The following is a 19,629-nucleotide window of genomic DNA, read 5'->3' on the forward strand; positions in this document are numbered from 1 at the left end:
ATGAGCCGTAGCCCAAGCCAGCCACGCCGCGCAGCCCAAACCAGCGGCGCCCTGCAAAACCCCCGCAGCAAATTGCTGGCCTTTGTCGGCTTGTGCCTGCTGCCGGTGGGCGGCGCTTTGCAGATGCTTTTGAGCGGGCAATCCTGGCTACCGGCCGTGGCCTACCCGTTGGCCAGCCTGGTGAGTTTCGTGCTGTATTGGCGCGACAAGCAGCAGGCCCGCAATCAGGCCTGGCGCACGCCAGAGAAAGTCCTCCACGCCAGTGAGCTGTGCGGCGGCTGGCCGGGCGCCTTGCTGGCCCAGCAACGCTTTCGGCACAAGACCCGCAAACTGTCGTTTCAGCTCAGTTTCTGGGCCATTGTCGGCGTGCATCAGTTGTTCTGGATCGACCACCTGCTGCTCGGCGGCCGCTGGCTTGGCGCTGCCCTGGCGCCAATCCTCAGATAAGCAAGCCTGGCTGCAGGCGCTTGGGCAGGCGCCGGACCACCAGTTGATGGGAGCGTTGCAGCAGTTCGGTCAGCTCGGCGCGGCCCATGGGGTAGGGCGGTGCCATGCTGACCCAGTGCGCCCGCGCAAGGTAGGGCGCCGGGCGCACGCCGGGGCGGTCGACGTAGCCGAGAAACAGCTCGCTATCGACCTTGAACGACAACCCGGCGCCGCCCAGGTCAAGCACGGCAAACATCTTGTTGCCGGCCACCGAGAACACCCGGATACCGCCCCATTTGTAGTCTTCGCGCGCACCCGGCAGGCTCAGGCAGAACGCTGCGACCTGCTCTTCGCTGATTTTCTTGTCAGACATAACGCTCCCCGCATTGGGCAAATTCCGCGACCAGGTGATCGATCCATACCCGCACCGCCGGCAGCAGCCCGCGCCGATGGGGGTAGACCGCCTGCAGATAACCGCCGGGCAGCGACCAGTCTGGCAGCAGGCGCACCAGCTCGCCACGTTCGAGTTCTTCTTCGCAGTGCATGATCGGCAGCGTGGTAAAGCCAAGGCCGGCGACAGCGGCGGCTTTGCGCACGACAAAGTCGTCGATCGCCAGGCGTGCCTCCAGGGCCAGTTCGTGCTTGTGGCCCTGGCCATCGAGCAGGCGCAGATGCACCAGGCGGTCGGCATCCACCGCACCGAGTACCGGCAGGCTGGCCAGGTCTTGCGGGTGGTCGAGCGCCTGCGCGGCGGCAAACTGCGGGGCGGCCACCAGCAGCATCTGCGCCTGACGCAGGCGCCGGGTGACCAGCGCCGGGTCTTCATCGCCCAGGTCGCGCACTCGCAGGGCAACGTCGACACCTTCGGTGATCAGGTCGACGCGACGGTTGAGGAGGATCATGTCCAGTTGCACCTGCGGGTATTGCTGCAGGAAGCGGCTGATCACGTTCGGTAAAAATTCATGGGCCAGGCCCACCGGGCACGACACCCGCAAGCGCCCGCGCGGTTCGCTGGTCATGCTCGCCACCGCTTCGTCGGCCATTTCCGCCTCCAGCAGCATGGCCTGGCAGTGGCGCAAATAACGTTCACCCACGGCCGTCAGCTTCAACTGGCGTGTGGTGCGTTGCAGCAGGCGCGTGCCCAGGCGCTCTTCGAGTTCGGCGATACGTCGCGACAGGCGTGATTTGGGAATCCCGAGCACACGGCCAGCGGCGGCAAAACCACCAGCTTCGACCACCCGGGCGAAATAGAACAGATCATTGAGGTCTTGCATGTGCGTCACCATTGTCCTGCCAGTAGGACAAACTAACGCATTTTTGCTGACTTATCAGCTATTCGCCACCCAAGTAGGATTCTCCCCATCGTGATCGCCCACTCGCGGTCTTCATTCAGGAGAGTCCCATGAAACTGTTGCATATCGATTCGAGCATCCTGGGCGATAATTCCGCCTCCCGTCAGCTGAGCCGCAGCGTGGTTGAAGCCTGGAAAGCCGCCGAGCCGTCGCTGCAAGTGACTTACCGTGACCTGGCCGGCGACGCCATCAGCCACTTCTCGGCCGCAACCCTGGTCGCCGCCGGCACCCCGGAAGAACTGCGCGACGCCGCCCAGCAGCATGAAGCCAAACTCAGCGCCGAAACCCTGCAGGAGTTTCTCGACGCCGACGCCGTGGTACTGGCCGCGCCGATGTACAACTTCACCGTGCCGACCCAGCTCAAGGCCTGGATTGACCGGGTCGCAGTGGCCGGCAAGACCTTCCGCTACACCGAAGCCGGCCCTGAAGGCCTGTGCGGCAACAAGAAGGTGATCCTGGTATCGACCGCAGGCGGCCTGCACGCCGGCCAGCCTACCGCGGTCGGCCATGAAGAGTTCCTCAAGGTGTTCCTTGGTTTCATCGGCATCACCGACCTGGAAATCGTCCGTGCCCACGGCCTGGCCTATGGCGATGAGCACCGGGCCAAGGCCCTGAACGCCGCGCAAGTGCAGATCAGCACCGACCTGTTCGTCGCCGCCTGATCTCTGGGCCAGTAATCAAACCGACTGCCGGCAGCGCCTGCAGTCGGTTTTTTCATTGAGGTTTCATCTGCGCCGGGCTGGCCCGTTCTATGCTGCGCACTATCAGCATTGATCGATAGCGTTGCTTAGGGTGCAAAACGATGCGGCGTCTTGGCGCATTACTCCTGTTAGTCCTGTTGGGCAGCCCGCTGATGGTGCAGGCCGAGCCGGCTGCGCACTGGAGTGTTGGCGTGCATCGCCTCAGTTTCGCCGACCCGCTCGATGCGCAGCCGGTGCAGGCCCTGGCGTTCTATCCTTCCAGTGCAGTTGAGCGCAGCAGCCGCATCGACGGCTACCGGGTCCAGGCTTGGGAAGGTGCGCCGATGGTTATCGGCCGTTATCCGCTGTTGATGCTGTCCCACGGCAATACCGGCACGCCGCTGGCCTTGCACGATCTGGCCACCGCCCTGGCGCGGCGCGGCTTTATCGTCGTTGCCGTCACCCACCCGGGCGATAATGCCCGCGACCACAGCCGCCTGGGCACCTTGAGCAACCTTTACGGGCGGCCGTTGCAGATCAGCGCAGCGATCACCGCCAGCCTCGGCGATAGCTTTCTGGCCCCGTACATCAATGGCCCGCAGGTGGGCGTGATCGGCTATTCGGCTGGCGGTGAGACCGCCTTGATCCTGTCCGGGGCGCAACCGGACCTGGAGCGTTTGCAGCGCTACTGCCAGGAGCGGCCGCTGGATGCCGATGCCTGCAAAACCAAGGGCGTGCTGATCGCCGACCGCGCCGACCTGCGTGCCGCACCCGATCCGCGGGTCAAGGCGCTGATGTTGATGGCGCCGCTGAGCCTGATGTTCGGCCGTCACGCGTTGGCCGAGGTCAAGGTCCCGGCGTTGATCTACAGCGGCGACAAGGACCAGTTGCTGGCCATCGACAAGAATGCCCAGGCCCTGGCGCGCAAGCTGCCGGTCACGCCCAACTACAAGCTGCTGGCCGGTGCCGGGCACTTCGTGTTCATGGCGCCGTGCGACGACGAGCAGCGCCAGAAAATGGCCGCCTTGTGCAACGACCCGGACGGCGTCGACCGTGAGGATATTCACCTGACGTTGCAGGCTGAGGCTGCGCGGTTTTTCAACCACACCCTGGCTGACCGCCATCAGGCCGGCCTGCACATGGCCGATCAGTAGTTGCCGGCGCGCCGTGACAGCAGGAGGGTGAGGCCGACGCCAAGCAGCGAAAGCAAAGCAGCCAGGCAAAAAATCCAGGCATAGCCCAGGTGCAGGGCCACCGCACCCATCAATGGCCCGGCAATCGCCAGGGCCAGGTCGAAGAACACCGCATAGGCGCCCAGGCCTGCACCGCGGCTGGAACTGGGCACCTGTTTGATCGCCTCGACACCCAACGCCGGATACACCAGCGACAGGCCGAAACCGGCAAGACCTGCGCCAATCAATGCCAGCACCGGGCTGGGTGCCAGCCACAATAAGGCCAGGCCCAGGGCTTCGGTGGCCATGCAGGCCATCGCCACGGGATAGCCGCCAAAGCGGTTGACTGCGTTGACGAACAATAGCCGTGAGAGGATGAAACACACGCCGAATGCGCTGAGGCACCAGGCTGCGCCGCTCCAGCCCTGCTCGAGGTAGAACAGGGTGACGAAAGTGGTCAGGGTGCCGTAGCCGATCGACGCCAGAGTCAGGCTGACCCCGCACGGCGCAACCCGGCCGAATGCGGCCCAGAACGGCAGGCGCTCGCCACGTACCACCGGCGTCGACGGTTTGTTGCGGATTACCAGCAGGGCCAGCACTGCCAGGACGCTCAAGGCCAGGCCCAGGGTGGCGAAATTGACTCGGTCGACCAGTGCCACGCCCAGCGGCGCACCGATGGCGATGGCCCCGTAGGAGGCAATGCCGTTCCAGGAAATCACCCGCGCGGTGTGCTCGGCGCCCACCGCACCGATGCCCCAGCTCAAGGTGCCGACGCCGATCAGACCCTGGGCGATGCCCAGCAGCACGCGCCCGCCCAGCAGCGCCAGCAGGCTCAGCAACGGCACATCGACTGTCAGCGCTGAAGCAAAGGTCAGCACACCGCTGGCGGCAATACCGATCAAGCCGTAAATGATTGCCCGCTTGGTACCCAGGCTGTCTGCCGCGCGTCCGGCCAGCGGCCGGCTGAGCAGGGTGGCCAGGTATTGCAGGCCGATGGTGATACCGGCGATCACCGCACTGAAGCCTAACTGGTCATGCACATAGCTGGGCAGCACCGCGATCGGCAAACCGATGCAGAGGAAGGCGATAAAGGTATAAAAGACAATCGAAAGGATTTGCCGGGTGATCGACCCGGTATCGACGGGGGCGGGTGCTTGCGCGGACATGAGCTCGTTCGCTGGCGGGCGGTGGGAGAGGGCCCATGATCGCCGGGTGCGAAGAGAAAAGGAAGCAGGCTAACGGATTTTCCAGCATCGCGGGGCAAGCCCGCTCCTACAGGATTATAGGAGCGGGCTTGCCCCGCGATCAGATCTGGATCAGATCACCACACCTTGGCTGCGCAGGTAGTCATCGTAGGTGCCGCTGAAGTCCACCACACCGCTCGGGCTCAGCTCGATGATGCGGGTGGCCAGCGACGATACGAACTCACGGTCGTGGCTGACGAAGATCAGCGTGCCCGGGTAGTTCTCCAGCGCCAGGTTGAGCGCCTCGATCGATTCCATGTCCAGGTGGTTGGTCGGTTCGTCCATCACCAGTACGTTGGGCTTTTGCAGGATCAGCTTGCCGAACAGCATGCGGCCTTGCTCACCACCGGAGATCACCTTGACCGACTTGAGGATCTCGTCGTTGGAGAACAGCATGCGCCCCAGGGTGCCACGGATTACCTGCTCGCCTTGAGTCCACTGGCCCATCCAGTCGAACAGGCTCAGGTCCTCTTCGAAGTCGTGGGCGTGGTCCTGGGCGTAGTAGCCCAGTTCCGCGCTTTCGGTCCACTTTACCGCGCCGGCATCCGGGCTCAGTTCACCGACCAGGGTACGCAGCAGGGTAGTCTTGCCGATACCGTTGGGGCCGATGATCGCTACGCGCTCGCCGGCTTCGACGGTGAAGCTGAAGTTTTCGAACAGGGTCTTGCCGTCGAAGCCCTTGGACATCTTCTCGATGGTCACGGCCTGGCGGTGCAGCTTTTTGGTCTGCTCAAAGCGGATGAACGGGCTGACCCGGCTCGATGGCTTGACCTCGGCCAGCTGGATCTTGTCGATCTGCTTGGCGCGCGAGGTGGCCTGCTTGGCTTTCGAGGCGTTGGCCGAGAAGCGGCTGACGAAGGTCTGCAATTCGGCGATCTGGGCCTTCTTCTTGGCGTTGTCCGACAGCAGCTGCTCGCGCGACTGGGTCGCGGCGGTCATGTACTCGTCGTAGTTGCCCGGGAACAGGCGCAGTTCGCCGTAGTCCAGGTCGGCCATGTGGGTGCAGACGCTGTTGAGGAAGTGGCGGTCGTGGGAAATGATGATCATGGTGCTGTTACGCGCCGTGAGAATGTTTTCCAGCCAGCGGATGGTGTTGATGTCCAGGTGGTTGGTTGGCTCGTCGAGCAGCAACACTTCCGGGTCCGAGAACAGCGCCTGGGCCAGCAATACACGCAGTTTCCAGCCTGGCGCGACTTCGGTCATCGGGCCGAAATGCTGTTCCAGCGGGATACCCAGGCCCAGCAGCAGCTCACCGGCGCGGGATTCGGCGGTGTAGCCGTCCATCTCGGCGAACTCGGTTTCCAGCTCGGCGACGGCCATACCGTCTTCTTCGGTCATTTCCGGCAGCGAATAGATGCGATCGCGCTCGGCCTTGACCTTCCACAGCTCTTCATGGCCCATGATCACGGTGTCGATCACGGTGAACTCTTCGTAGGCGAACTGATCCTGGCGCAATTTACCCAGGCGCACGTTCGGCTCGAGCATGACCTGGCCGGCGGACGGCTCCAGATCGTTGCCGAGGATTTTCATGAAGGTCGACTTGCCGCAGCCGTTGGCGCCGATCAGGCCGTAGCGGTTGCCGTTGTTGAACTTGACCGAGACGTTCTCGAACAAGGGCTTGGCGCCGAACTGCATGGTGATGTTAGCGGTGGAGATCAAAGGGCTTACCTATCAATAGCTTACGTCGCTGGCATTGCGGCTGATACCGATTTGATACCAATTTGCAGCTTTTCCAGCTCGCTCCAGTCGGAGCTTGAGTTAATCCAACGCGCATACGTCGACAGCAGCATTTGCACGCTGTGGCCGAGCTGTTGGGAGATAAATGCGGGGTTGAGGCCAGACATTAAGCATATTGTCGCATAGGTGTGACGACAGTTGTATGGCGGACGGTAACGAATCCCCAGTTCTTTAAGCACCGGCCGCCACTGATGATGCAGATCGGAGGTCTGCCGGACGTACTCTGCGTTCTTCGATGGCGGGAAAATAAACGGTGACTCCGTGACCCGCCCCTTTCCTTTCCTGCGTCGCTCGGCGTACTCCCTGGCGAACTCGAGCGCATGCAAGGCCCTCTCGTTGAGTAGCACGAACCGATCTTTGCCGGTTTTGGTGCGCTCGACTACCTCGCCCAGCGCTACAGTGCGCTTCACATGGGCAACCTTCTTCTCCAAATCGACAGCATCCCAGCGCAGCGCCAGGCCCTCCGACAGGCGTACGCCGCTGAAGAACACGAACTCGAAGAACGCCGCGTAGATCTGGCTTGGCCAGTGCGGGTGCTCGTAGAGCCTGGCGGTGATCTGGTTCGCCTCCTCTAAAGTGAACGGGTCGATCTCTTTCTTGGTGCGCTTGGGCAGTTGCAGAGCCTCGGCAGGATTTCTGCTGATCAATCCGTCGATCACCGCTGAGCGCAGAATCGTTGACAGCTTCACCAGGGCGTTGCGCTTTACCCCCGGCGATCTCCAGGTGATTGAACTCACCACCTTGCGAACCAGGGTGGTGGTGATCAGGTCCACACGAACCATCGCGAAGTGGAGCATCCAGTAATTGTTCAGCGCGCTTTTGTAGTTGTTGTAAGTGCCGGGCGTAATCTCCCGGCTGTCGAGCCAGAGCTGGGCGTACTCACCAAATGTCGGCTTGCTGCCCGCGACAGTTTGCGAGCCCGGGAAAAGCTCGGCGTACTTGTCCTGGTCCAGAAGGCCAAGCTTGTTAAAGCTAACTACCTGATCGCGAAGCTGGGATGCAGCCTTGATGCCTTTTTGTGTCGGGGGGTAAGGGAGCGTTTCGCATCGACGGATACCGTCCCATGTGAAACGAATCCGGAGGGAGTTGCGGAAGACTTCGACCCCTCGGGGTAAATCCATTGGCTTTCCAGCCATTCGTCATACCTCTTCTTGCTATAGATGATTCGGCCCTGGTGCTTCATCCAGACGCCTTCGGGGAATACTCCGCGCAGGCGCCGCCCCTCCAGGGTTCGCTTTGTGCATCCCAGTAGATCGGCCATGCGCTGTTCGGTGACCTTGTCGAAGTCACCGTCTGTTTCGGTGGTCATGATTGTCTCCACGCCGCGCATGGCGGCAGAGGTGAGGAGGGGTTAGGTTCGGTGCTTGATGATCAGCTCGCCGGCCTTCGTCAGCGCGTTGCCAGCTGCAGCGGCGGACACTTCGCCACCAGTGAGCGCCTTGCTCAAACAGTCGGTCACCTGCGCCAAGGCCAGAAGTAGCTCTTCCTGCAGCTCGCCTTCGGCCCGGCCGATATCCCAGAAGCGCTGACCCCAATGATCAGCGGGAGGCGGGTTGGTGTTCTGCTTGCCGAAAGCCAAAGCTCCGAAGATCGAGTCACAGAGGTCCTGCTTGTAGGCGTTTTCGCCGTCAATGCTCAGGCCCGACCGGCGTAGGGTGCTGACCACCTCACCAAGGACAATGCCTTGGTCCTTCAGAACGATATCCTTGCCGGGCTCGCCAGGCGTGTAGATGACCAGGGCGAGCTTGGCCTCGGGCCACAGGTTGTCGCTGATTTGCACCAGGGCGTCGTTGGCTGCTTCGTGAAAACGGGTTGTTGCGGACATAGCTCATCCTCGCCCGCCTACCGGCAGGCTTGAGTTGTTGTAGGGGGAGGGGTTACTGAATCTTGCCGGTGAGGCGTTCGCGCCAGGTCAGGCGCCGGGGAAGGTGCTCGCGGCCGTCGATCTCGACCACCACATAGGCGCAGCGGTCGAAGGGGGCGTCCCGCTGCTGATTGAGCCAGCAGGCTTCCCTCTCGGCTTCGTCGTAATTAGTTGCCGATAGCTGATGCACGTTGAAGCCTTTGCTGTGGACGTGCCAGCCATGGATCACAGCGATGAACCGCTGGCGCCGCTCCGGCTGCTCTTGCCTCGCCCTGTTGGTCAGCTCTCCCGGTTCAAGCACGCCACCTCCAACGTCGATCATCATGGCCTCGGCCCCTTCCAGATCAGGTAGGCCATGTACAGCAGTAGCAGGGTCATGGCTCGATCCTCTTGAACTCGACGACCCAGACCCAGGGGTTTGCATCCCAGTCGCCGCCGGTGGAGTTCCAGAGATCAGCGAAGGCTTCCACTGCCTCTTGGCCGCGCCCGAGTTCTTTGTCTTCTTCTCGCCAAGCCGCCTCGGCGATGCGCTGGCTCGGAGTGATGTCCTGCAGCTGCTCGACGCGCACGTCGGTAATCTCCAGCAGGATGCGGCTATCGCGTCGGCGCATGTGAATGCTCGGCTTCCAGGGGCCGCCGTAGTCGGTGCGGTTGTCGTGTTCGCGGTACACCACCCACTTTTCACCAGGCGCTTGAGCTACGTCGATCTCGGCCCAGGCCTCGCGCACCCACAGCCGGTCACCGCGGCGGCCATACGGGCAGGCTCCGTAAACAACCAGTTCAGCGGCACACTCCGCTTCTGTCGCGCCAAAAACAGCAAATCCCCATCGCGGATGATCTTGAACCACCGCGATCCATTGGTGCTCAGGAGAGTCGGACTTGCTGCGGCTGGGTATTTGGCGGCCCTTGATCGGCCGCCGCGTCACCACCTTTTGCCCAGTTAAGATTGAGCGGACCATCGCGCCGTTGAACAGAATGGGGCGATCTTTGTGGAATGGATCTGGTGCCTTTCGCGGCTTCGCCATGTGGGCCTGGCACCGCTTGCAGGTGACCGACTCCCGATCGCGGGCGCCGTCCCACTCCCCATCGGAGTCTTCATTCAGCCCGCAGGCCGAGAGAGACCAGCGCTCATTGTCCTGGGTGCATCCTGAGTCGACGATGAGGTGCGTTTTCCTGGGCATGACTTCGTCCTCGCCGCTGCCGCGGCTATCAAGAATTTCGTGTTCTAATTTCGAATTGGTTCAAAGAACCGGAGTAGCGGTGTAGTCGTTCGTCCCCCCGTATGCCTTACTTAATGGTCAGCAAGGAGGAACTAGATGCGCACCAGAGGTAAGGCCTATTGGGAATGGGCAGACCCAACGCTTCACTGCCGAACTCATGAAGAGGAGCTCAGTGGTGGGGCAACTATCGATGTTCAGGTCAGGCTGTCCCGGGCAGGCGTTACCCAGTTGTTCATAGGGGTGTATTCAGCATCTGGGATGGCGCTCTATGAAGAGGGCATCGACTGCCGCTCGAATGAATCAATGACTCGCGCCCTGGCCTGGGGTGTGGGCAAGGCTTGGCACATCGCCGAGGAGGGTGTGGCACAGGCGCCGATGCGCGCTCGCAAGGCTTGATTCATTTCGTGGAGTACAAATGTACCCCCTTGGTTATTCACCCTGATTGGCGAGCATGTTCAGGCGCTGGAAGGAGGTGCCAGGTATGCCCTGGTCGCGCTCTACCGGCGCACTCGACTCTATAGCCTGAACGAAGTCGCAGAACGGGTGATGTTCACCCAGCGATTTGCAGGCAGCGTGCTTGCACTTCGGCGCGCTCGGCTCTGCGCTGGCGGATAGGGCGGCGTCGATCTCGGTCATGAGGTTGGCGGGCAGGTCGAAGTCAGCTTCGCCCTCATCGCAGTGCTGCTCGCGGACGGACATCAGGCATCGCTGCAGGAGCTGATCCCGCTCGTCCAATCGACGCATCAGGCTCTGGTTACGACTGATAGCCGCCCTCAAGTCATCCCTGCTGTCTATCAATTGGGATTGCAGCCGCTCAACCTCGCCAGCATCGGCGTGGGTGTAGAGCGGTACCAGGGTAGAACCTGAATGGCGATGCCTTTCAATGCCTTCGGCTCCGGCGAGAGCCTTCTTTTGACCGTGAACATCAGTGACGAGATATGCCACCGGCGTGCCCTGATGCTGGGCGGCTGGCCTGGCTATGACTTGCTGCCCTAACTCAAGCCAGGATGGCAGAGCGCTGGGTGGGATCAACTGAAGCTCGACCTTCGATTGGCCTGGTGTGTAAGCGCACACGCGGGCGCTGACCATCTGTTCGGTGTTGCTGGATCGGTTTTCTGTGGGCATGGGGATACCTCGCGGCTATGATCACGGCTCTGCTGGAGGGAAGCCATGACGGTTGAAGTGGATTCAAGGGGAAGGCCGATCGACCAGGCTTGCAAGCACTGCGGCAGGCTCTTCACGGTCAAGAAACTGCGCAAGCACATCGACACCTGCAAAGGGCCAGTAGGAGCCAGGGTGTGCGATTTGACTGGGGAAGCCCGTGCACGCCGGCTCCGACTGCTTTTCAGTCCCAAGAAGAAAAAGAAGAAGGGTCGCAGCGTCCTCACCGTCAACGGTGGTGCTTACGGGCTTGGCAAAAGCCGGAAGCATTAGGCTGCTTTCAGGAGCGCTTCAATCACCCGTTGTCCGGCTAGCGGCGGTACAACGTTGCCGCCCATGTGAATGGTCAGCCGGTGGTTGTCGGATCGCAGTCTGTCAGCCGGCGAGATGTATATTCAAGTCTCTTGCGGAATAGTTGTCATACAGTCTGGAGAAGCAGATCATGCATGGAGAAATTTATAAGGCAAGAATTTCTGAGCTCAGGTCGATGTTTTTGGCTACTGGCTCTATTTTGCATAACGGTGAAAAAGGATCGCTTCGTGAGTCGTTTCTGATTAATTTGATAAGTAAATTTTTGCCGGAAGTTTTCGGTATAGGTTCTGGTTTAGTTGTTGATGCTTTTGGTGGGCAGAGCGTTCAAGCCGATATAATAATTTACGATAAAAGATCTATGCCGCCGATTTTGGAGGCTGCTGGGCGCGGAATCTATCCAGTTGACTCGGTTCTTCGGGTGATTGAAGTGAAAAGCAATGTAAGAAAGGAGTCGCTGGACCAGTTTTCGAAAATGATAGAGTGCTTTGATCCGAACAACCCCAAAGGGTTGAAGGTTGCGAGTTACGGGAAGCTTGGAGGTGGCCAGACATATTACCCGTTGTGTGCAATGTTTGGATTCGAATCTGGCTATAAGGGATTTGCAGATGAGTGTTTTCGTAATCCCATTATACGTAACTCACAAAGCCTCATATGTCTGGATGGTATAGGCCTATGGACTCACGATCAAAAATTTGGCGAAAAAATTAAGCTGGCGCATGACGGTCGATATTTAACATTCGCAGATGATACTCAACCAATCAGATTCTTTATGGGGCTGCTTTTTGATCAGCTCGATGCTACCGCGAGATCAAGATCAGGTTATAAACCATTGCAGTGGTTAATATGATAAGAGAGCTAACGAATTAGTCCCCGCAGAAACAGTCTATATCTTGGGCCAGGTAGTCAAAGTTGAAATCCTTCTGCCTGGCCCGCTGGTCCGCTGACCAGGCTAGCGCTCGGTAGTTGGATCGATCCTGTCGGAACACCTGACCAAAACGCTCTTCGGTGCCAGACCACCAGATCACCCTGGACGGGTCTTCCTGAATGGTCCTGATCAGCTTGACCTCGTTCTTTTTCCAGCACAGATCGCAGTTGCCGTAGTCAGAATCCATGCCCAGGTCAAAAGGCTGATCGGCCCAGAAGTCGGCCACGTCCTCTTTGATGATACCGGCGACGTAGGATGGGCAAACACTGTCCCAGCGAGCATTGCCGCGTTCGTTGGCGGTCATCATCCGGCTATAGCGGCGGGGCTCGTCGTAGCGGATGCCGACGATGCAGTCCCACTCGTCGTAGCCCAGGGCGCGCATGTGCTTCTCGCCGATCTTCACCTTGAGGTAGGCGGTGCACATGTTGTTGCTGAAGTTCGGCAGCACCGCGGGTAGGCTCTTCTCAGCCTTCCGGTATGCTTGGTAGTACTCGAGCATCATGGTGAAAGGCTCGCCGTTGCGACTGGCCGTCTCGAAGTCGACGATCTTATACCAGGGAGCGTCGGCCGGCTGGCCGTACACCCGGCACCATTCCATCCAGACGATTTTGACGCTCCAGTGCTTGGCCATGGCGTCGATAAAGACCAGCGTCTCCTCGCGTTCCTTGCCGGTGTTCTGGAAGAACGCGTGCACGTCTGCCGGGAGCTTGCCGCCGTTGGATTCAAGGATTCTCCAGAGCATGTGCCCACTGGTGCGGCCGCCACTTACGCCGATCTGCGCCGGCCCTGTGATGTGGTAGGGGTTGATGTTCATGCGCTTGCCAGTTTCAGCTGGTCTTGACCCGAAGTTGCCAGCCCGGGATTGAGCTCGACGCGCTGCCCCGCGAGAAGTCCGGCTATCTGTGCGTTCATGTCGAGTTCGACCTCCCGCGCCTTCCGAGGCTTACCAATCTCCCGGCCTGCGAGGTATTGATCGATCAGAGCTTTGTCCTGCGCCTCTACTGCAACGAGGCCGTACCCGCTGGAATGGTGGGGTAGTGAGAGGTCTTCTTCTCCGCGGGGTACGAGCTCATGAATCTTCCCGTGCACAGCTGAAACCCACGCGAGTGCAAAGTGATCGCCCGCGGTCTCTGGCGAATAAGCGCTACGCCGCTCGCCTGATCGCACCTGCGAAACGTATTCCCGTCGGGCCAGAGACAACATCGCGAGCAATGCCTCGTAGGCGTACATCGCAATCTGTGGCGCCGGGGTCACGCCTACGAACAGAGCGCGATCAACCATTCTGCAGGTAGAGCGACACCAGTGCTGGCGAGAGAGCGGTCGAACCCCGAAGGCTTGGGCGACAATCGAACTTAGATGGCGGTCCCACGTAGGTCGGCGCTTGGCTCGGGCCACCCCTGACTCAGCCTCACCTACATCGCTGAGGTGAACATCCATTTCTGTGAGGCGGTATTCGCGCATGAGCGCTTGAGCCTGGCGCATGGCCGTGGCTGCTTCGTTCTCGTTCGAACTCTTGGCTAGGGCCAGGCAGCGCTTGATCTTGCGGATGACCCGCTCGAGTTTGCTTTCGTCGTGCTGTTGCTCGGTCATGTTGTGGTCCTTGCGTGCAGGCGCCGCCCTAGCCGGGGTGGCGTGATTCGTTGAAGTGGGGGATTGGGTTTTGTGGCTCTGTGAGAGCTAGCCCAGCGGGTGCCAGGCAACAGTCGCAGCTTCAATGCCGCTGCAGACGCTTCCGCAAGTGATGGGCATGATGACTCCTGGCCGGTATAGTTGCACATTCTAATGAGGAGCAATTTTTATATGGACAAGGCCATTAGCTTTATTCCTGTCATCGGTCCGGTGGTAGCCGCCTTAATCGCTGCGCTAATCACGTTTGTTGTCACTGTATTAGCTAAAGAAAATAAAACATCTGAATTCCGGCAGGCATGGATTGAGTCGATGCGAAACGATGTTTCAGAGCTCCTTGGGGAATATAATATTCTGGAGGGTGTATTCGATGTGACAATTGATTTCTCGCTTGAGGAGGCGGAGGTGCAGAATCAGGTCAACGAGTTCTGGAAGTCACATCAAAAGGAGTATGCAAAAATAGACTTGCTGTGTAATAGAATTGTGCTTAGATTAAATCCAAAAGAGCATGCGGCGCTTATCGAAAAGCTTAGTAAGTTAGAAAGTTCAATCGGTGATGGACATAAAAAATCAGCTGAAATGAGTCGTGAGTTGGTCCGCGACTTCGCTCTACTGTTTAAGATGGAATGGAATCGAGTGAAAGAAGGTGAAACTGTATTTCGACGCATGAAATATGGAGCTTTTCTGGTTTTTACTGTGGGCGGAGCGATACTCGCAGGCGTGCTTTCAATCCTTGCTTATAAGGCCTTCGTAATCTGAAGCGTCGTGGCCTCAATATTTCCTAGACTTTATCAGTCGGAGACTCCGCCCTTGCCGAGGAAGCGTTATCGTTGAATAGGGGAAGGCGCTGGCGGGCAGCGCGGGAGGGTCAGGGGCAGTTGTTCGCGCCGCAGTTGCGGCAGTCATTCAGGAACCGGCCATCCCAGCTGATGAAGCGTCCGCAACCCTGGCAATTGAGCATCGGCTGGCGGCGCTTGGCGATCTTGGGTGGCTTGGGCATCTTCACGCCGGCCACGCGCAGGGCTAGTTTGTGGTCGACGTTCTGGCGATGCACCAGGCGCCGCCTGATCTCCTCGATGTAGGCTGCAGGCCAGAAAACTCGCGTGCCCTGGCCGGCGTGGTTGGCATACGTGAACTGGGCGTTTTCCAGGCCCATGCTGAGAGCCTGCTGCAGGTTCTCGGTCACCTTGCCGCGCTGCTCGCTGACCCAGTAGACATCGTTCCCGTTCCAGTCGCCTGGCACGTGCACGTAGACATTGGTGCCGGCTTGAAGCCCAGCGATGCGCCGATCGTCATCCATCAGCTGGCAGTCGATGCCGTAGTGCGCCCTGGCATCGATGTACTCCTTCGGCCAAGGGATATCGGTGTCGCGGTGTCGGCACGCCTCCTCAAAGGTGAACAGCTCGGCCTGGTCCAGGTTGGTCACGTAGCCGCGGCCTTCCTTCGCCCAGAACATCATGCCGTCGCCGACATGGCTGCGGCTGTCCTGTAAGTAGAACTGGCTCATGGCTTTCTCCATGCATGCGCCGCCCTCCGTGGCCGGATGCGGCATGGTGGCAATTTGGTTAGGAAAATTAATGAGAAAAAATTATCATCCTCCCTCCTGAGGAGGGGCGAGAAAATGACGCTGTTGGTAATAGGTTTGGTTGTTCTCCAATTTTTCACCGCTGGGTTAGCTTTCTATCTATATAAGCTGCCTGGCAAAGAGTACGATGAAGTCAAGCCATATAATCAGTTTTATATCGGTCTGGGGGCTTGTGCATTTGGGTTGTCAATGCTTTTCCTATTCCATGTATTTGTCAGTCCAGAGTTTAACTTTGGCGAGAATCTTGGGCAGGTTGGTGATTTTGTAGGCGGGCTAACTAATCCTGCTCTCAGTTTCATGGCTTTGATAGTTCTTTTGCGTACCACGCTAATACAGACCGAGGAGGCTAGAAAAACTTCAACTATCATGCTTGAACAACAAAAATTGATGCAGGAAGAGCGCTTCGAAACAACTTTCTATACGCTATTGGAAAGATATGAGGCATCGGCAGAATCATATCTGAGGGTTAAGGTGCCGAAAGACAAGTTAACTTATGGGCTTCGTGCGTTACAGGATTTAAGAAAGCAACGCGCAGAGTTCGATGCTAAAACTCTTAAAGAGTGCCTGCCTGCCCTGAAATCTCACATTAACAGCGAGCTTCGTCTGGATAGGTTTTCTAAGACTATCGCTCGAGCTTGGAAGGTGTTCGACTTCATTGATGGCTCTAGTCTGCCAGACGATAGGAAAAAGTACTATTTTTCTATTTTCTATGATGCAATGGAGCCTTGCGAAATGGTTTTGCTTATAACTAGAGGGTTTACCCTTCGTAAAAAGCGGAAAAAATTACGTAAATATAGCCCCGGCAGCTACGTCAAACCACAGTTTTTTGCATGCGCCGCGATTGGGAAATATTTTGGTAGTAAGTTCACTGACTCAGCAGCTTGATGTTGCTGGCGCCGGTCATGCTGGACTCGGCGCATTCGTTTCATGCTGCTACCTTATGCTGACGCCAAGCGCCGACGGCTTCAAACACTGCAGCGGCCTGCGCCTCGTCGAGCGACACGTCGAAAGGAATAGCGAGCCATCCCGAGGCAACGATGTGTCCCTGGTTGCACCGGGCGCGAAGGTCCGTGTGGACAGCCTCGATAACGTCGGTCAGATGCGATGCCAGGTAGTTGCCCTGAGGGGCGACCTCGATGGACTTGCAGTACTGCTCGCCCTTGGTTTTCTGGCACATCACTCTCAAGTAGATGGTCCAGCGATGCGGGATATTGCACACCGCATCGACGATCTGGCGGCTCCGGATGCGGCTGTAGTTCTTCCAGTTGACCAGGCACTGCTGGCCGCTGGGGTCGATGTTCACTACTGCCACATGGTTGGTACCCAGTAGCGCCCGGCAGGCGCGCTCGATCCGAGCTCGCATGTTGTGCGGTTTGCGCTTGCTCATAGACCCTCCGCGAGATTCCGCAGGACTGCGCGTTCTGCCGGGGTTGGGCGACGGCGCCGACGCCTCAGGATGGTTTCAGGATCGATCTTCGTGGATCGCTCCGGCGGGGTAGTGCTCTGGCAGCCTTCGACCTCAGTGGCCTGGCCGCTAGCTGCAAAGAATTTGTCGATGCTCGCGTTCAGTTGCTCAAGCACTTGGATGCGTGGGTCTGGGATAGGGTCGCCGATCATTGCCGCCGTACCAGCTTACGGTCCGCAGCTGCCTCCATAGCCTGGGCGAAGTTGATCGCCGCGCGGTAACTGAAACAGAAGCCCTTGGTCTTGCCGGTGGTCACCTCAACGATGTGGTACGCCTTACCCTTGGTCACGACCTGGTAGCGGATCTTCTGTGCTGGCGCCGGCCGGCCGGTCAGCGCGCAGAAGTCGGCAGTTGCGAGAGTGGCACGGGCGCGCAGGGCGGCCAGGCCGTCGACGCGGTGCTGCAGGACTGGGTGCATGGTGAACTCCTCGGGGTGGGTTTCAGGCGTGCAGGTCGAAGGATTCGGCCTTGCGGATGATTCGGACCTGGGCAATGCGACGCTCGGGCAGGCGGCGGTCGCGGCGCATCGGGTCGGTGTCGCCCATGGCGGCGTGCATGGCGATCAGGCTGGCCAGCAGGATGCACATCGGGCTGATGATTTGGCGCTTCATGGCCTCAGCGACTAGGGCGGTACGACGCTGCACGCCGAGCTTGAACATGGCTGCGCTCAACCGCTTTACGACGGTGCCAGGGGCAATGTCGATCAGGCGGGCAATCTCTTTTGCGGTCATGCCCTGGGCCACGGCCAGCAGGCATTCCAGTTCGCGCGGAGCCAGGCCGCGCCCGAGGAAGCCCTTCCATGAGCCGCTGGTGATCGTTTCCATGATGAATTACCTGAGCTGAGCGCCGCCCAGGGCTGCACGCAATTTGATTACTAGGTCGGTGGACAGCGGAATGGTGTCGGCCTGCTCGTCGATCTGCCCGAGCGCTGCAATCAAATTGCTTGAGGCGATGTGTACGGCTTCGAGACGGGGCTTCGGAATAGAAGGCCCTCTGATGGTTCCTGCGGTTACCTTCTTCTTGCCGTTGGCTTGGGCTTTCTCAAGCTCCGAGCTCAACACCTGCCCAGCAGCGTCGCCGTGTTGGCGAACCGCGTGAACTGCAGTGGTTGCCGAGACCTGACCTGCTGCAATCAAGTTCTGCACGTCGGTGTTTGCATTGCCTACTGTGATGACCTGCTCAACGTGCTGACGCGTCTTGCCGACCTTCTTCGCAATTTGATCGCTGGTCCAGCCGAACGCCCTGAGCCGCTTGTAGCCTTCAGCCAATTCGAGAGGTGAGAGCTTCTCATTTTCTTGGCTGGAGATAATCCGTGCAACCCGATCGGCATCGCTGCCTTCGAAGGCAATAACGGATACCCAGGCTTCGAGAACATCAGGGTTGTCCTTGTTCGGTGTCCTGGGCAAGCGTCCTGCTGCATCTAGCTTTAGGAGCGCTCGGCGACGACGGTGACCGTCAACAACCCAGACTCCGCCATCAGCACGCGGGCGCACCTCAAGGGGCGGTATCTGGCCGCCCTCAGCAATGAACTCGGCAAGCAACTCAATACTGGTTTCGAGGGCCGCACCTTCAGTACGAAGGTTGAAACCGGGTTCTTCATGGAGGTCTTCAAGCTTGACCTTCATCGCATCGGCTCGACGAACCTCGCCGTCCTTGATCATTTGTTTGAATGACTTTGCCATCGCAATTAATTTCCGTTGGGCTGCATTGGTAGAGCTCTTCCTGCACTGTCGCCCTGAACCCTTGAATAGGACCAGGAAGAGCTCTACCGATGCAGCCTGGTGCTGGGGAAGACCAGGTGATCGGGCAGTTAGCGTCAGGCTGACGTGGCGCTGGTTGATCAGATAACCGCGGTCAGGATCTTGCTACCGTCAGGCTTGGTTGTAGTCATGTGCATGACTGAGCCTGTACTGCCGGGGAGAGAGAAACCGCTGCGGATGGTGTTCGCCGACCTGCTGAAGCGTGCATCGAACTTATCGTCGCCATCAGGCAAGTGGGTGGTCACGGTTAGGCTGGTGGCATCCTCGCCGTTGGGGCCGCCGTCTTCATGGCCAATGGCGAAGCTTGCGATCATGGCGATACCGTTATCCCTCGCGATCTGAATCACCTGCTGCATCAGTGGGCTGACTTGGCTGTCGTAGATTTCTTCTTTGTTCATGGGAGGTGCTCCGTTTGATTTCCCGTTTGGTCCTGTTGCCAAGGCCAATCGGTGAAATAGTCCCGGCCTCGCTACTGGCGGCAGGCCGGGTGCACATCGTTTGTTGTTCCTCCGACCGCGACCCTGGCCCGCCGGATAACTGTTCTTGGCGCTTTACGCTGCACGCCTGGGTCAGTTGCCAACCCTCTGGACTGTTGAGGCCTGTCCATCGCTGCCTTCGTTGCTGGCCGGTGGTGATCCGGCATTTCGGTAAGCTCAAACACAAGTAAACTTGCATTAATAAAAGCATGCTTGTGCTTTAAATGCAAGCGAGCTTGTGTCGTTTTTCGATACTGTATGTGCATACAGTATTCTTGGAAGATGGGAAATGTCCGCACTAGCAGAGAAGTCAAAGCATCAGGAGCTGACTGGTTTGGAGAGACTGGGTCTGAGGGTTTCAGCGATGATCAATTCGCCACTGGCGCAGCTGGGGAGGAGGGTGCTGATTCACCGCCTGGACACGGATGTGGATCAGGACTGGGAAGCGATGATGGAGCTGCTTGCTGAGACTGACGGCCTGGAGATGACCTTTTGCGACGACGGGTCGGTCATCCTTGAATGGGAAAGGCAGACCGACGATGATCGAGTGATCGAGAGCAACCAAGATGTGGAGGCGGTGGAGCGGGAAGAGGAGGAAGCACCTTTTTGACAGGCATGAAAAAG

At 59.0% G+C, this 19,629-nt stretch carries 26 protein-coding genes and 1 pseudogene; 9 read left to right on the forward strand and 18 right to left on the reverse strand.

Features of this window, described 5'->3' with window-relative positions; translation table 11 throughout:
* Window positions 1-447 carry a DUF1294 domain-containing protein gene (locus JYG36_RS13435; RefSeq protein ID WP_093382340.1) on the forward strand — a complete coding sequence of 149 codons (447 nt, stop codon included), beginning with the start codon at window positions 1-3 and terminating at the stop codon, window positions 445-447.
* On the opposite strand, the gene JYG36_RS13440 is transcribed toward JYG36_RS13435, so the two are convergent.
* On the reverse strand, window positions 440-799 hold the full coding sequence (locus JYG36_RS13440) for an MmcQ/YjbR family DNA-binding protein (RefSeq protein ID WP_093382345.1): 360 nt from the start codon (window positions 797-799) through the stop codon (window positions 440-442). The genes JYG36_RS13435 and JYG36_RS13440 overlap by 8 nt on opposite strands.
* Entirely contained in the window at window positions 792-1,700 is a 909-nt protein-coding gene (locus tag JYG36_RS13445; protein WP_093382349.1) for a LysR substrate-binding domain-containing protein, read from the reverse strand. Before JYG36_RS13445 ends, JYG36_RS13440 begins: the two co-directional genes overlap by 8 nt.
* A 128-nt stretch (window positions 1,701-1,828) precedes the next feature.
* Here JYG36_RS13445 and JYG36_RS13450 point away from each other — a divergent pair, with 128 nt between their 5' ends.
* Together JYG36_RS13450 and JYG36_RS13455 are read left to right on the forward strand one after the other, a co-directional pair.
* Window positions 1,829-2,440: an FMN-dependent NADH-azoreductase gene (locus JYG36_RS13450; RefSeq protein WP_093382354.1), complete on the forward strand. Its 612-nt coding sequence runs from the start codon at window positions 1,829-1,831 to the stop codon at window positions 2,438-2,440.
* 140 nt (window positions 2,441-2,580) lie between these two features.
* Window positions 2,581-3,612 carry an alpha/beta hydrolase family protein gene (locus tag JYG36_RS13455; protein WP_093382359.1) on the forward strand — a complete coding sequence of 344 codons (1,032 nt, stop codon included), beginning with the start codon at window positions 2,581-2,583 and terminating at the stop codon, window positions 3,610-3,612.
* Here JYG36_RS13455 and JYG36_RS13460 read toward each other — a convergent pair.
* The 6 genes from JYG36_RS13460 to JYG36_RS13485 form a co-directional block, all read right to left on the reverse strand.
* Window positions 3,606-4,796: an MFS transporter gene (locus JYG36_RS13460; RefSeq protein ID WP_213601042.1), complete on the reverse strand. Its 1,191-nt coding sequence runs from the start codon at window positions 4,794-4,796 to the stop codon at window positions 3,606-3,608. The genes JYG36_RS13455 and JYG36_RS13460 overlap by 7 nt on opposite strands.
* 150 nt (window positions 4,797-4,946) lie before the next feature.
* Window positions 4,947-6,533, reverse strand: coding sequence for an ABC-F family ATPase (locus tag JYG36_RS13465; RefSeq protein WP_010226270.1), 1,587 nt, complete (start codon window positions 6,531-6,533; stop codon window positions 4,947-4,949).
* A gap of 20 nt (window positions 6,534-6,553) precedes the next feature.
* A complete protein-coding gene (locus tag JYG36_RS13470; protein ID WP_213601044.1) occupies window positions 6,554-7,747 on the reverse strand; it encodes a tyrosine-type recombinase/integrase in 1,194 nt (397 codons plus the stop codon).
* Window positions 7,748-7,962: 215 nt separating this feature from the next.
* Window positions 7,963-8,436 (reverse strand): hypothetical protein, encoded by a 474-nt coding sequence (locus JYG36_RS13475; protein ID WP_213601046.1) that lies wholly within the window; start codon window positions 8,434-8,436, stop codon window positions 7,963-7,965.
* Between the two features lie 52 nt (window positions 8,437-8,488).
* On the reverse strand, window positions 8,489-8,800 hold the full coding sequence (locus tag JYG36_RS13480; RefSeq protein ID WP_213601048.1) for a hypothetical protein: 312 nt from the start codon (window positions 8,798-8,800) through the stop codon (window positions 8,489-8,491).
* Window positions 8,801-8,849: 49 nt separating this feature from the next.
* Window positions 8,850-9,656 (reverse strand): ASCH domain-containing protein, encoded by an 807-nt coding sequence (locus JYG36_RS13485; RefSeq protein ID WP_213601050.1) that lies wholly within the window; start codon window positions 9,654-9,656, stop codon window positions 8,850-8,852.
* Between the two features lie 135 nt (window positions 9,657-9,791).
* Here JYG36_RS13485 and JYG36_RS13490 point away from each other — a divergent pair, with 135 nt between their 5' ends.
* Window positions 9,792-10,091 (forward strand): hypothetical protein, encoded by a 300-nt coding sequence (locus tag JYG36_RS13490; RefSeq protein ID WP_213601052.1) that lies wholly within the window; start codon window positions 9,792-9,794, stop codon window positions 10,089-10,091.
* 33 nt (window positions 10,092-10,124) lie between these two features.
* Here JYG36_RS13490 and JYG36_RS13495 read toward each other — a convergent pair whose 3' ends face one another.
* Window positions 10,125-10,820 (reverse strand): hypothetical protein, encoded by a 696-nt coding sequence (locus JYG36_RS13495; RefSeq protein WP_213601054.1) that lies wholly within the window; start codon window positions 10,818-10,820, stop codon window positions 10,125-10,127.
* Window positions 10,821-10,865: 45 nt separating this feature from the next.
* Between JYG36_RS13495 and JYG36_RS13500 the strand changes: the two genes are divergently transcribed.
* A complete protein-coding gene (locus tag JYG36_RS13500) occupies window positions 10,866-11,129 on the forward strand; it encodes a C2HC-type zinc finger protein (RefSeq protein ID WP_213601056.1) in 264 nt (87 codons plus the stop codon).
* Here the strand turns inward: JYG36_RS13500 and JYG36_RS26620 are convergent.
* Window positions 11,126-11,239 (reverse strand): annotated as a pseudogene (locus JYG36_RS26620) (DNA cytosine methyltransferase); the annotation flags it as partial. The gene JYG36_RS13500 and the pseudogene JYG36_RS26620 overlap by 4 nt on opposite strands.
* A 59-nt stretch (window positions 11,240-11,298) precedes the next feature.
* Between JYG36_RS26620 and JYG36_RS13505 the strand changes: the two are divergent.
* Window positions 11,299-12,015: a DUF6602 domain-containing protein gene (locus JYG36_RS13505; protein ID WP_213601058.1), complete on the forward strand. Its 717-nt coding sequence runs from the start codon at window positions 11,299-11,301 to the stop codon at window positions 12,013-12,015.
* Between the two features lie 16 nt (window positions 12,016-12,031).
* Here the strand turns inward: JYG36_RS13505 and JYG36_RS13510 are convergent, their stop codons facing one another.
* Both JYG36_RS13510 and JYG36_RS13515 read right to left on the reverse strand, forming a co-directional pair.
* A complete protein-coding gene (locus JYG36_RS13510; protein ID WP_213601060.1) occupies window positions 12,032-12,907 on the reverse strand; it encodes an adenine nucleotide alpha hydrolase family protein in 876 nt (291 codons plus the stop codon).
* Window positions 12,904-13,683 (reverse strand): DUF2786 domain-containing protein, encoded by a 780-nt coding sequence (locus JYG36_RS13515; protein ID WP_213601062.1) that lies wholly within the window; start codon window positions 13,681-13,683, stop codon window positions 12,904-12,906. Before JYG36_RS13515 ends, JYG36_RS13510 begins: the two co-directional genes overlap by 4 nt.
* A gap of 210 nt (window positions 13,684-13,893) precedes the next feature.
* Here JYG36_RS13515 and JYG36_RS13520 point away from each other — a divergent pair, with 210 nt between their 5' ends.
* The gene (locus tag JYG36_RS13520) at window positions 13,894-14,478 is read left to right on the forward strand and encodes a hypothetical protein (protein ID WP_213601064.1); all 585 of its coding nucleotides are present in this window, start codon (window positions 13,894-13,896) and stop codon (window positions 14,476-14,478) included.
* Between the two features lie 109 nt (window positions 14,479-14,587).
* Here the strand turns inward: JYG36_RS13520 and JYG36_RS13525 are convergent, their stop codons facing one another.
* Entirely contained in the window at window positions 14,588-15,226 is a 639-nt protein-coding gene (locus tag JYG36_RS13525) for a hypothetical protein (protein WP_213601066.1), read from the reverse strand.
* Window positions 15,227-15,340: 114 nt separating this feature from the next.
* On the opposite strand from JYG36_RS13525, the gene JYG36_RS13530 reads away from it, so the two are divergent.
* Window positions 15,341-16,189 (forward strand): hypothetical protein, encoded by an 849-nt coding sequence (locus JYG36_RS13530; protein ID WP_213601068.1) that lies wholly within the window; start codon window positions 15,341-15,343, stop codon window positions 16,187-16,189.
* A gap of 40 nt (window positions 16,190-16,229) precedes the next feature.
* Here JYG36_RS13530 and JYG36_RS13535 read toward each other — a convergent pair whose 3' ends face one another.
* The 5 genes from JYG36_RS13535 to JYG36_RS13555 form a co-directional block, all read right to left on the reverse strand.
* Window positions 16,230-16,691: a hypothetical protein gene (locus tag JYG36_RS13535; RefSeq protein WP_213601070.1), complete on the reverse strand. Its 462-nt coding sequence runs from the start codon at window positions 16,689-16,691 to the stop codon at window positions 16,230-16,232.
* A 226-nt stretch (window positions 16,692-16,917) separates the two neighbouring features.
* On the reverse strand, window positions 16,918-17,187 hold the full coding sequence (locus JYG36_RS13540; RefSeq protein WP_213601072.1) for a hypothetical protein: 270 nt from the start codon (window positions 17,185-17,187) through the stop codon (window positions 16,918-16,920).
* A gap of 22 nt (window positions 17,188-17,209) precedes the next feature.
* The gene (locus tag JYG36_RS13545) at window positions 17,210-17,593 is read right to left on the reverse strand and encodes a response regulator transcription factor (RefSeq protein ID WP_213601074.1); all 384 of its coding nucleotides are present in this window, start codon (window positions 17,591-17,593) and stop codon (window positions 17,210-17,212) included.
* A 6-nt stretch (window positions 17,594-17,599) separates the two neighbouring features.
* A complete protein-coding gene (locus JYG36_RS13550; protein ID WP_213601076.1) occupies window positions 17,600-18,451 on the reverse strand; it encodes a ParB/RepB/Spo0J family partition protein in 852 nt (283 codons plus the stop codon).
* A 158-nt stretch (window positions 18,452-18,609) separates the two neighbouring features.
* Entirely contained in the window at window positions 18,610-18,927 is a 318-nt protein-coding gene (locus JYG36_RS13555) for a hypothetical protein (RefSeq protein WP_150776805.1), read from the reverse strand.
* Between the two features lie 367 nt (window positions 18,928-19,294).
* Between JYG36_RS13555 and JYG36_RS13560 the strand changes: the two genes are divergently transcribed.
* Complete coding sequence (locus tag JYG36_RS13560) at window positions 19,295-19,615, forward strand: DUF1654 domain-containing protein (RefSeq protein ID WP_213601079.1); 321 nt, start codon at window positions 19,295-19,297, stop codon at window positions 19,613-19,615.
* The last annotated feature ends 14 nt before the right edge of the window (window positions 19,616-19,629 follow it).

This window comes from Pseudomonas sp. SORT22 (assembly GCF_018417635.1).
Taxonomy (GTDB): Bacteria; Pseudomonadota; Gammaproteobacteria; order Pseudomonadales; family Pseudomonadaceae; genus Aquipseudomonas.